Genomic DNA, 11,784 nt, shown 5'->3' on the forward strand with positions numbered 1-11,784 from the left:
CGAAGGGCCGCCTCCCGGCCGTCACTCCGCCCTGATCACCGCGCTCGTATGCTCGAAGGATGACGACTTCCGCGCCCTCCGGAACCGGCCCCACCGAGAACTCCCTGCGCCGCGCCCTCAAACGCGCCCGGGACGGCGTCGCCCTGGACGTCTCCGAGGCCGCCGTCCTGCTCCAGGCGCGCGGCGAGCACCTGGCCGACCTCACCGCGTCCGCCGCCCGGGTCCGCGACGCGGGCCTCGCGGCCGCCGGACGCCCCGGCGTCATCACGTACTCGAAGAGCGTCTTCGTCCCGCTGACCCGGCTGTGCCGGGACAAGTGCCACTACTGCACCTTCGTCACCGTCCCCGGCAAGCTGCGCCGCGCCGGCCACGGCATGTTCATGTCCCCGGACGAGGTGCTGGACATCGCCCGCAAGGGCGCCGCCCTCGGCTGCAAGGAAGCCCTCATCACCCTCGGCGACAAGCCGGAGGACCGCTGGCCGGAGGCCCGCGAGTGGCTGGACGCGCACGGCTACGACGACACCATCGCCTACGTCCGCGCCATCTCGATCCGCATCCTGGAGGAGACGGGTCTTCTCCCGCACCTCAACCCGGGCGTCATGACCTGGACCGACTTCCAGCGCCTGAAGCCCGTCGCACCGAGCATGGGCATGATGCTGGAGACCACCGCGACCCGCCTGTGGTCGGAGCCCGGCGGCCCCCACTACGGCTCCCCGGACAAGGAACCCGCCGTCCGGCTGCGGGTCCTGGAGGACGCCGGCCGCTCCTCGGTCCCCTTCACCTCGGGCCTGCTCATCGGCATCGGCGAGAGCTACGCGGAGCGCGCCGAGTCCCTGTTCGCGCTGCGCAAGGTCTCCCGGGCCTACCACGGCATCCAGGAACTGATCATCCAGAACTTCCGCGCCAAGCCGGACACCGCGATGCGCGGCATGCCCGACGCGGAACTCGACGAACTGGTCGCCACGGTCGCCGTCGCCCGGCACATCATGGGCCCGAGCGCCTGCCTCCAGGCACCCCCGAACCTGGTCGACGCCGAGTACGCCCGGCTGATCGGGGCCGGCATCGACGACTGGGGCGGGGTCTCCCCGCTCACCATCGACCACGTCAACCCCGAGCGCCCCTGGCCGGTGATCGAGGAACTGGCGGACACCTCCCGGGCGGCCGGGTTCGAGCTGCGGGAACGTCTCTGCGTCTACCCGGAGTTCGTCCGGCGCGGCGAGCCCTGGCTCGATCCCCGGCTGCTGCCGCACGTCCGCGCCCTCGCCGACCCGGAGACCGGCCTGGCCCGCGCGGACGCGCGGCCCACCGGGCTGCCCTGGCAGGAACCCGACGAGGTGTTCACCGCCACCGGCCGCACCGACCTGCACCACACCATCGACACCGAGGGCCGCACCGGCGACCGCCGCGACGACTTCGACGAGGTCTACGGCGACTGGGCCGCCCTGCGCGAGGCCGCCGCCCCCGGCATGGCCCCCGAGCGCATCGACACCGACGTACGCGCCGCCCTCACCACCGCCGCCGCCGATCCCACCAGGCTCACCGACGACGAGGCCCTCGCTCTCCTGCACGCGGACGGCCCGGCGCTGGACGCCCTCACCGGCATCGCGGACGACGTCCGGAAGTCAGCCGTCGGCGAGGACGTCACCTACATCGTCACCCGCAACATCAACTTCACCAACGTCTGCTACACCGGCTGCCGTTTCTGCGCCTTCGCGCAGCGCCGCACCGACGCCGACGCCTACACCCTCTCCCTGGACCAGGTCGCCGACCGCGCCGAGCAGGCGTGGCAGGTCGGCGCGGTCGAGGTCTGCATGCAGGGCGGCATCCACCCGGACCTGCCCGGCACCGCGTACTTCGACATCGCCAGGGCGGTCAAGAAACGCGTCCCCGGCATGCACGTGCACGCCTTCTCCCCGATGGAGGTCGTCAACGGCGCGACCCGCACCGGCCTGTCCATCCGCGAGTGGCTGAGCGCGGCGAAGGAAGCGGGACTGGACTCCATCCCCGGCACGGCGGCCGAGATCCTCGACGACGAGGTCCGCTGGATCCTCACCAAGGGCAAACTCCCCGCCGCCACCTGGATCGAGGTCGTCGAGACCGCCCACGAACTGGGCCTGCGCTCCTCCTCGACCATGATGTACGGCCATGTCGACCAGCCCCGGCACTGGCTCGGCCACCTGCGCACCCTGGCCGGCATCCAGCAGCGCACCGGCGGCTTCACGGAGTTCGTCACCCTGCCCTTCATCCACACCAACGCGCCGGTCTACCTGGCCGGCATCGCCCGCCCCGGTCCCTCCATGCGGGACAACCGCGCGGTCACCGCGATGGCCCGCCTCCTGCTGCACCCCTGGGTGCCGAACATCCAGACCAGCTGGGTGAAGCTCGGCACCGAGGGCGCGGCCCAGATGCTCCGCTCCGGCGCGAACGACCTCGGCGGCACGCTCATGGAGGAGACCATCTCCCGGATGGCGGGCTCCTCCTACGGCTCCTACAAGTCGGTCAAGGACCTGATCGCGGTCGCCGACGCGGCGGGCCGCCCGGCCCGGCCCCGCACCACGCTCTACGGCGAGGTCCCCGAGGAACGGCAGCGCGCGGCGTCGGCGTCGGACGGACACCTGCCGGAACTCCTGCCGGTACTGGACTGAGGTCCGCTCCGGCGCCCGACCGCCGCCTGCCGGAGATCAGCTGAGCGGTCCCCGGGCCGGATGCCCGGACCGGGCACCCGGCCCGGACGCCCGGTCCGTCAGACAGACCGCTCACAGTACGATGATCCGACCCTGATATGACGGGGGTCCTGTAGCTGAGGAGATGCGTGCCCGTGCCTGCCCGACTGCCTTCGTGGGCCTGGGTCACCGGTCTGACCGCGGGCGCGGTCGTGGCGGTGGCCGCCCTGGCCATACAGGCGGAAAACGGGCCGCACCCGACCGCCACGGCCGCCGCCCGGCCCACCGCCTCGGCCTCCGCCCCGGCGGACGCGAAGCCGTCCGCCGAGGAGACGGAGGCCCCCGCGGTGCCGGACGGCTCCGGCACCGGCCGCCGCGTGGTCTACTCCCTCGGCCAGAAACGGGTCTGGCTGGTCGACGCCAGCGACGCCACCCGGCGCACCTTCACCGTCTGGCCGGGCACGGTCAGCCCCGACCCCGGCGGCTACACCATCGGCACCCGGACCGAGGCGACGACCGGCTCGGACGGCGTCGAGGTCGAGAACATCGTCTACTTCGCCCTCGCGGACGGCGTCAACGTCGGCTTCTCCAACGCGGTGGACGGCTCCTCGCCCCCGCCGGCCGAGTCCGGCACGAAGACCGGCGGGGTGCGCCTGCACAAGGCGGACGGCGCCGCGCTGTGGAAGTTCGGCACGGCGGGGACGACGGTCACGGTGGTCAGGTAGCCTCGCCGGCCGCGAAGTGGTCGACGAGCAGCACGACCCCGCTGAGCAGGAAGACCCGGGTGGCGGCGTCCAGCCCGTTCCAGTCCCCGGACTGCCACATGGCGAACCACTCCCCGCCGATGCCGATGAACCCGGCCCCGAACAGCAGCATCACCATCAGCAGCCCGTACGTGGAGATCCGCCGCCCCCGTACGTGATCGCGCCGCGCCCACAGCCAGGTCCCGTAGACCAGTACCAGCGCGGCGACCGTCTCCCAGACGATGACGACCACGTACGCGGCGTCCTGTATCCACCGGGTGGTGATCGCCCGCCACATCAGGTCCTCGTCCTTGAACGTGGTGTCCATGGCGAACACATGCCGGACGAACTGCTGATTGGTGCCGAAGTCGGTGATGTTGCCGAAGGCGACTAGCGCCATGTAGAGGGCGACGGTCCCGGTGAGGACGGTCGCGGCGAGCGGCAACGCGCGTGAGGTCGTGGTTGTGGCCATGTCACCACCCTCTCCCCACCGGTCCCGCCCTGAACAGCCCTCAGCCGACCAGCAGTTCGGACTTCAGGTGCCGCAGTTCCTTGGCGTCCAGCCCCAGCGCCTGCTTCTCGTACGCGCCGAACGACCCGTACGCGTCCTCGACCTCCTCGAACCCGGCGTTCAGGTACTCGGCGCGGACGTCCAGCATCGGCTTGTAGACGGCGGCCTGCGCGGCGGGCAGCGCGGCGAGCGCGGCGGCGTTGGCCTCGGCCCGGTAGTCGTTGGAGGCGAGGTAGTCCGCCAGCACCGTGGCGCGCGGCACACCCAGCGCGGTGAGCAGCGCGGCACTGGCCCAGCCGGTGCGGTCCTTGCCGGCGGTGCAGTGGTAGACCGAGCCCTCGGCGTCGGCCGCGATCCCGCCGAGCACGGTGCTGTACGCGGTCTTGGCGGTGTCGCCGCTGACCATCGACTTCTCGCCGTCGATCATCATCTGGGCGGCGTCCTCGGCGGTGGTGGGCATCGCCGTGAGGGGACTGGAGCCGCCGAGCACGTCCGCCACGACATAGCGCACCCCGCCGGGCAGCCGGTCCGGCGCGGCGGTCCGCTCGGAGGCCATCCGCAGGTCGTAGTCGGTGTCGATGCCGAGCCGCCGCAGCTTGGCCAGATCGGCGTCGGTGAGCTTGTCCCAGGCGTCGGAGCGGTAGACGACGCCCATCTTGACCCACTGGCCGTCGGCGGTCCGGTACCCGCCCGCGTCCCGGAAGTTGACCGCTCCGTCGAGCTGGATCAGCCGGTCGGCGAGGTGCAGCTTGCCACCGCGCTCGGGCACCAGGTCGAACCACTGCCGGTCGGCGGCGCGCAGCCCCTTGACCACGACGGACCCCGTCGCGCCCCCGGCGGCGACGGTCCGGCCGTTCGCCTTGACGGCCACCTTCCGCACGCCCGGCGCCTTCCAGGTGACCTTGTAGGACCCGTCGTCCTGCGCGGTGACCTCGGCGGCGGTGAAGGGTATCTCCCGGGCCTGCCGCGCCTGGTGCGCGTGGGGTGCCGCCGTGGCGGCGGGGGCGGCGAGGCCGGTGAACAGCGCGGCGGCCGTCAGGGCGTAGGCGGCCCTGACACGTGTCGAATTCGTCATGGCCAGAACTCTCCGGTGCCCTGACGGTCGCCGAGCCAACGGATCATGAACTGGGCGGGTCGGCAGGGCGACGCGATCGTGCCGGTGTACGGCGTCCAGGCGACCGGCACGTGAAACAACCGCCGAGGCGGCTCCGACAGCCACCGCTCCGACAGCCACCGTGAACACTCCTGCACCTTTCCCACCCTGAACCCACCGTCTCCGTTCGATTACAGTGCTGGGCGTCGTACGTACAGACGATGACCGGGGGAGGCCTGGGTGGGCGCGACGACCGGTGCCGTCTGGGGGCGTGCCGAGCAGCAGGACTTCCGGAGCCGGGTGCGCGGCGCCCTGCTCGGCAGCGCCCTGGGAGACGCGCTGGGCACCCCCGTCGACGGACTGGACCTCGACGGGATCCGGGAGACGCACGGCGCCGAAGGGCTGGCCGACCTCGCCCCCGCCTACGGCCGCCGCGGCGCCGTCACCCACCTCACCCAGCTCACCCTGTTCTCCGTGGACGGACTGATCCGCGCCCAGGTCCGCCGGGACACCGGCGCCTGGCACCCGCCCACCGACCTGCACCGCGCGTACCGCCGCTGGCTGGCCACCCAGCACGACTGGGGGCCGGACGAGCGCCGCAAGGACGACGGCTGGCTGGCCCGCGAGGAGTGGCTCTACGCCCGCCGGGACCCGTCCCGCCCGCTGCTGCTCGGCTTCGGCGACACCACGATGGGAACCCCGGACGCGCCGAAGAACCCCGCCGAACGCGGCCCCGAGGCCGCCGCCCGCTCCGCGCCCTTCGGCCTGCTCGTCGGCTGGGAGCCGCAACTCGTCGTCCAGCTCGCCGTGGAGTGCGCCGCGCAGACCCACGGCCACCCCACCGGCTGTCTGGCGGCGGGCGCGTACGCCGCGGTCGTGCACGGCGTGACCCGTGGCGACAGCCTGGACGGCGCCGTACAGCGCGCGCTGGCGCTGCTCGCCGCCCGGCCCGGCCACCAGCCGGTGTCGGACGCGTTGCAGCACGCGCTCGGCGCGGTGCGGCAGGGGCTGCCGACTCCCGCGCGGGTGACCGGACTCAGCGGTGCCGGGACGGCGGAGGGGGTGCTGGCCGCCGCCCTGTACTGCGCGCTGGTGAGCGAGGACGTGCGGCAGGGGCTGCGGCTCGCCGTCAACCACGCCGGCGCGTCGGCCGCCACCGGCGCCCTCACCGGCGGCCTGCTGGGCGCGCTGCACGGCGAGACGGCGCTGCCGCCGGCCTGGCTGGCCGAGTTGGAGGGCCGGCCCACGATCCTCGAACTGGCCGACGACTTCGCCATGGAGATGACCCAGGGACCGGCCCTGCACGGCCCGGCGGGTTCCGCCCCGGGCTGGCTGGCGCGCTACCCGAGAGCCTGACCCCGGCCCGACCGGCTTCCCGGCTTTCGGCTTCCCGGCTTCCGGCTTTCCAGCGGGCGGTCCACTCCTGCAAGATGACTGCGGTCAGCATATTGATCACTGATCACATCAGCACACTCACGGATCGTCCGGGGGAGAGCACCATGTCCGAACAGCCCCAGCAGCCGCCGCAGCCGCCCCAGCAGCCACCTCAGCAGCCGCAGCAGCCGCCCCAGCCGCCGCCCGGCTACGGATACCCGGGCCCCGGGCCCTACCCCGGCGACCCGAACCAGGGCGGCTACCAGCAGCAGGGCGGCGGCTACCAGCAGGCCGGCTACCAGCAGGCCGGGTACCAGCAGCCCGGATACCAGCAGGGCTACCCCCAGGGCGGCGCCTACCCGCCCCCGCCGGGCGGCTACCCCCCGCCGGGCGGCTTCTACACCGGCGACCCCAGCGCCCCCTACGGCTACGACCGTTTCGGCCGCCCCTACTCGGACAAGTCGAAGATCGTCGCCGGGGTGCTCCAGCTCCTGCTCGGCAGCCTCGGCATCGGCCGGTTCTACATCGGCAACGTGGGCATCGGCATCGCCCAGCTCTTCACCTGCGGCGGCTTCGGCATCTGGGCGCTGATCGACGGCATCATCATCCTGACCAGCGACAACACCACCGACTCCGACGGCCGGGTGCTGCGCAGTGGCTGATGTGGTGGGACGTCGCGCGGCCGTCGCCCCCCTCGCCGTGCTCACGGCGGGGGCGGCCGGCGCCGCGTACCTCTACACCACCGACCCGCACGAGCCGGGCCACCTGCTGCCGCAGTGCCCGTTCCGCCTCGTCACCGGGTGGCTCTGCCCCGCCTGCGGCGGCACCCGCATGGTGTACGACCTGATGCACGGTCAGTTCGCCGCCGCCTGGGCCGACAACAGACTCCTGCTGCTCGCCTCGCCGTACGCGCTGGCCCTGCTCGGCCGCTGGGGCTGGGAGGGGCTGCGCGGCCGGCGCTGGCAGCCGCGCCCCGGCCGGACCACGCCCGCGGTGATCCTCGCCGTCGCCGTGGCCTGGACCGTCGTACGCAACGTCGTGGGACCGGGCTAGGTTTTTGGTCACGGAAGGGGAACGATCGTTCGAGGTCACTCCCCATTGCCTCACCCGCCTCCCTATGCTCACGGCTCACAGGGGGGACGACCGGCGCTGCTGACAAGCGCGCTCGGACGTGATGCGTGACACACGGCTGCGGATGCGACGACCTGCTCGCGTACCGGCGTGCCTCCCTGGCCGCCGGAACACCCCGTTCCGGTGTCTCGTGAAAAATTCAGGAGCAGTACTCATGACCGTCCCCACCCCCGAGGCTCCCTACGGCGTCGACCTCAAGGGCCGCCCGTACTCGGACAAGTCGAAGATCGTGGCGGGTCTCCTCCAGATCTTCCTCGGCGGCTTCGGCGTCGGCCGCTTCTACGTCGGCTCGGTCGGCGTGGGCATCGCCCAGCTCTTCACCTGCGGCGGCCTCGGCCTGTGGGCGCTGATCGACGGGATCCTCTTCCTGACGAGCAACGACCGCACCGACAAGCAGGGCCGCGTCCTGCGCGGCTGAGCCCGCGGCACGACCCGGCGACGGCCCCGCTCCCGACCGGAAGCGGGGCCGTCGCCAGGCCGGTTCAGTCCTTGACCGCAGTACGGCCGGCCGGGTCCTCCGTCCCGTCCGCCGGAGCCGGAGCCGGAGCCGGAACCGGCACCGCGGCCGCCGCCGAGCCGTCCCCGTCCGTGTTCACCCGCTCGATGATCGCGAGCCGTTCCGGGGTGTCCTCCGGCTTGACGAAGCCGATCAGGATGTAGAGCACCAGCGAGACGGCGAGCGGGATCGACACCTGGTACTCGAGCGGGACCCCGCCCTCGACGGCCCAGTTGATCGGGTAGTTGACCAGCCAGAAGGCCAGCAGCCCCAGCGCCCAGCTGGTGAGCGCCGCGGTCGGGCCCGAGCGGCGGAAGGGCCGCAGCAGACCGAGCATCATCGGGATCGCGATCGGGCCCATCAGCCCGGCCACCCACTTGATCACGACGGTGATGATGTCCTTGAAGGTGGGCGAGTTGACCTGGGTCGCCACCGCCATCGACAGACCGAGGAAGAGCACGGTCGTCACCCGCGCGGCCAGCAGCCCGGACCGCTGGTCCCAGCTGCGCGCCCGCTTCGACAGCACCGGCGCCACGTCCCGGGTGAAGACCGCGGCGATGGCGTTGGCGTCCGAGGAGCACATGGCCATGGTGTGCGAGAAGAAACCGACGATGACCAGGCCCAGCAGACCGTGCGGCAGCAGTTGTTCGGTCATCAGGCCGTAGGAGTCGGAGCCGTCCGGCTTCTGCGACTCGACCAGCAGCGGCGACATCCACATCGGGAAGAACAGCACCACCGGCCACACCAGCCACAGCACCGCCGACAGCCGGGCCGACCGCTCCGCCTCCCGGGCGTCGCGGGTCGCCATGTAGCGCTGCGCCTGGTTGAGCATGCCGCCGTTGTACTCGAACAGCTTGATGAAGAGGAAGGCCAGCAGGAACACCGTGCCGTACGGGCCGACCAGCGGTTTCCCGTGGCCCTGGAGGGCCGGCTCGTCCCAGACGCCGAAGAAGCCGCCGTGGTCGCCGAGTTCCAGCACGACCGCCACGAACATCGCGACGCCGGCCAGCAACTGGATGATGAACTGACCCAGTTCGGTCAGCGCGTCGGCCCACAGCCCGCCGATCGTGCAGTAGATCCCGGTGATCGCACCGGTGATGAGGATGCCCTGGTTGAGGCTGATCCCGGTGAACACCGACAGCAGGGTGGCGATGGCCGCCCACTTCGCGCCGACGTCCACGATCTTCAGCAGCATGCCGGACCAGGCCAGCGCCTGCTGCGTCTGGAGGTTGTACCGGTTCTTCAGATACTCCAGCGGGGAGGCCACATGGAGTCGTGAGCGCAGCCGGTTGACACGGGGCGCGAACAGCTTCGACCCGATGGCGATGCCCAGTGCGATGGGGAAGGACCAGGTCACGAAGGACGTGACCCCGTAGGTGTAGGCGATGCCCGCGTATCCGGTGAACATCACCGCGCTGTAGCCCGACATGTGGTGGGAGATGCCGGAGAGCCACCACGGCATCTTGCCGCCCGCCGTGAAGAAGTCGCTGACGCTGTCGACGCGCTTGTGCGACCAGACGCCGATGGCGACCATCACGGCGAAGTAGCCGATGAGCACGGCCCAGTCGAGACTGTTCATGTGCCCCCTTTCCAGGGTCCGCCTTGTGAACGGCCCGCTCATCGTGAGTGCGGTGACTAGGACACGACAAGGAAGGGGAAAGTCAAGAGCAAGTAAAAAAGTTCGACCTGTTGGTCGCCGTTCACTCATCTGAACGGCGACTGGGCGGCGACCGGGCGGCGACCGGGCGCCCGCCGCTACTCCTCGCGCCACTCCTCGGGGCACTGCGTACCCCGCGGGAACTGGTACGGAGCCGCCAGCCGGTAGGTGCCCGCCTTCGGCGCCAGCAGCACCGTCCACTTGTCGCCGTCGGCGTCCTCGGCCGTCTCCATCAGACAGCCGTCGACGTTCTCGTACGTCTTCTCCTCGCCGTCCGCCCGGTTCTTCGACGCCTCGGTCTCCTGCGGCGCCTTCAGGCTCTTGCCCTTGGCGTCGACGATGCTCAGCCACGGCGAGTACGGGATCCGCACCAGGATCCGCCCGGCCTCCTCGACCCGGATCGTCCACTCGCCCTGTTCGGCCCGCAGCACCTCGGCGCCGGGCTCGGCCAGCGGCGCCGGATCGGCCACCTCGAACAGCTGCCAGTTCGCGTCGCCCCAGATCTGCTTCAGATACGGCAGCCCCCGCTGCACCAGCTCCCGCTCCCGCTCGCCGCCGTCGCCGTCCGGCTGGTCCTTCGGCAGCACCACGAAGTGCACCGCCCAGCGCTTCAGCCACTCGTTGTAGTTGGCCGAGTTGAGCGTGTCGTCGTAGAAGAGCGGGTTGCGCTCCATGTCGGCCTGCCGGTTCCAGCCGCGGGCCAGGTTCACGTACGGGGCCAGCGCGGACGCCTCCCGGTGCGAGGCGGCCGGCACCACCTCCACCCGGCCCCGGTACGCGCCGACCTCCTGCAACTCGTTGACCAGCGGCGCCAGCTCCCGCGCCCAGGACGCGGCCGGCGTGGTGTGCACCACGTCGTCGACCGACTTGTAGCCGATCCAGCCGACGAAACCGGTCAGGGCGACCAGCACCGCGTACCACTTGCGGGTGCGCGGCACCGTGAACGGCAGCGCGGCGGCCAGCGCCACCCCCGCGAACAGCATCGGCAGCCGGGTGATGTTGGACCCGATCTGCGAGCTGATCAGCCACACCAGCAGCACCGACAGCCCGTACACCGCGGACGTGATCCGCACCGTCGTCCAGCTCCGCGGCACCAGCAGGAAGACCAGCGCCGCGTAGACCACCGGCAGCACCGCCGAGCCGAACGACATTGGCTGCGTCCCCGAGAACGGGAACAGCCACGACGACAGCGCCACCACCGCGGCCGGCGCCAGCCCCAGCGCCCAGGCCCCCGGCCGCCGCTTCTGCAGGAACAGCGCGACCGCCACCAGCCCGACGAACAGCCCCGCCACCGGTGAGGCCATGGTGGCCAGCGCGGCCAGCGGCGCCGCGCACAGCGCCTTCGCCCAGCGCTTGTACCGCCACCGATACGGCCAGCAGAAGACCACCGCCACCGCGCCCAGCCCGAACATCGTGCCCAGGCCGAACGTCACCCGCCCCGACGCCGCGTTGCACAGCAGCGCGTACACGCCCGCGAGCGCGGTCCACAGCGGGTTGCGCACCACCCGGCCGCGCAGCAGCACCATCGTCAGCAGCCCGGCGGAGACGGTCCCCGCGATCATCATCGTGGTCCGCACCCCGAGCACGGACATCAGATACGGCGACACCACGCTGTACGACACCGGGTGCATGCCGCCGTACCAGGCGAGGTTGTACGCCGAGTCCGGGTGCCGGCCGACGAACTCCGCCCACGCGTCCTGCGCGGCGAGATCACCGCCACTGTTCGCGAACGTGAAGAACCAGACGACGTGCAGCACCCCGGAGAGGGCGGTGACGAAGAGGACGGGGTGGCGCAGCAGCCGCGCGCGGACCCGGTGGACCAGCCGGCGCCAGGCACCGGGTTCCGGTCGCGCGCGGGGGCCGTCCGGCGGGGGCAGGGGTATTCGGGAGCCGCCGCCCGGCCCGGGATCGGCGTCGTCGGCGCGTGTCGGCTCCGCAGTGGCCACCTGAAGGCACTCCCCGTGTCCCGGTCTTCTGATCTCGGCCGCGTCCCGTTCCCGTGCGGTTCACGCCCGCGCCGTTCCGACCGGCCACCTTGCCCGTTTCGTGACGCTAGCACGCACCCCGCCCAGCGGCTGCCGGGCGGGGTGCGGGAAGGACGCGTGCAGGTGTTGCC

General features: G+C 71.9%; 10 protein-coding genes. 6 read left to right on the forward strand and 4 right to left on the reverse strand.

What is annotated here, in order from left to right; translation table 11 throughout:
- Positions 1-59 precede the first annotated feature (59 nt).
- Together AB0G32_RS01500 and AB0G32_RS01505 are read left to right on the forward strand one after the other, a co-directional pair.
- A complete protein-coding gene (locus AB0G32_RS01500) occupies positions 60-2,645 on the forward strand; it encodes a bifunctional FO biosynthesis protein CofGH (protein ID WP_361156542.1) in 2,586 nt (861 codons plus the stop codon).
- Positions 2,646-2,812: 167 nt separating this feature from the next.
- Positions 2,813-3,388, forward strand: a complete 576-nt coding sequence (locus tag AB0G32_RS01505) for a hypothetical protein (protein ID WP_361156545.1) — start codon at positions 2,813-2,815, stop codon at positions 3,386-3,388.
- On the opposite strand, the gene AB0G32_RS01510 is transcribed toward AB0G32_RS01505, so the two are convergent.
- Both AB0G32_RS01510 and AB0G32_RS01515 read right to left on the reverse strand, forming a co-directional pair.
- On the reverse strand, positions 3,381-3,878 hold the full coding sequence (locus AB0G32_RS01510) for a DUF2165 domain-containing protein (protein WP_361156547.1): 498 nt from the start codon (positions 3,876-3,878) through the stop codon (positions 3,381-3,383). The two genes, AB0G32_RS01505 and AB0G32_RS01510, sit on opposite strands and share 8 nt — an antisense overlap.
- Positions 3,879-3,918: 40 nt before the next feature.
- Positions 3,919-4,992, reverse strand: a complete 1,074-nt coding sequence (locus AB0G32_RS01515) for a tyrosine-protein phosphatase (RefSeq protein ID WP_361156550.1) — start codon at positions 4,990-4,992, stop codon at positions 3,919-3,921.
- Between the two features lie 258 nt (positions 4,993-5,250).
- On the opposite strand from AB0G32_RS01515, the gene AB0G32_RS01520 reads away from it, so the two are divergent.
- From AB0G32_RS01520 to AB0G32_RS01535, 4 genes are all read left to right on the forward strand, one after another.
- Entirely contained in the window at positions 5,251-6,366 is a 1,116-nt protein-coding gene (locus AB0G32_RS01520) for an ADP-ribosylglycohydrolase family protein (RefSeq protein WP_361156552.1), read from the forward strand.
- Between the two features lie 143 nt (positions 6,367-6,509).
- The gene (locus AB0G32_RS01525) at positions 6,510-7,046 is read left to right on the forward strand and encodes a TM2 domain-containing protein (protein WP_361156555.1); all 537 of its coding nucleotides are present in this window, start codon (positions 6,510-6,512) and stop codon (positions 7,044-7,046) included.
- Entirely contained in the window at positions 7,039-7,437 is a 399-nt protein-coding gene (locus AB0G32_RS01530; protein WP_361156558.1) for a DUF2752 domain-containing protein, read from the forward strand. The genes AB0G32_RS01525 and AB0G32_RS01530 overlap by 8 nt, the downstream gene beginning before the upstream one ends.
- Before the next feature lie 232 nt (positions 7,438-7,669).
- A complete protein-coding gene (locus AB0G32_RS01535) occupies positions 7,670-7,933 on the forward strand; it encodes a TM2 domain-containing protein (protein ID WP_361156561.1) in 264 nt (87 codons plus the stop codon).
- A 64-nt stretch (positions 7,934-7,997) separates the two neighbouring features.
- Here the strand turns inward: AB0G32_RS01535 and AB0G32_RS01540 are convergent, their stop codons facing one another.
- A complete protein-coding gene (locus tag AB0G32_RS01540) occupies positions 7,998-9,590 on the reverse strand; it encodes a sodium:solute symporter family protein (protein ID WP_361156564.1) in 1,593 nt (530 codons plus the stop codon).
- A gap of 176 nt (positions 9,591-9,766) precedes the next feature.
- Complete coding sequence (locus AB0G32_RS01545; RefSeq protein WP_361156567.1) at positions 9,767-11,614, reverse strand: MFS transporter; 1,848 nt, start codon at positions 11,612-11,614, stop codon at positions 9,767-9,769.
- Between the last annotated feature and the right edge of the window lie 170 nt (positions 11,615-11,784).

This window comes from Streptomyces sp. NPDC023723, assembly GCF_040639815.1.
Taxonomy (GTDB): domain Bacteria; phylum Actinomycetota; class Actinomycetes; order Streptomycetales; family Streptomycetaceae; genus Streptomyces.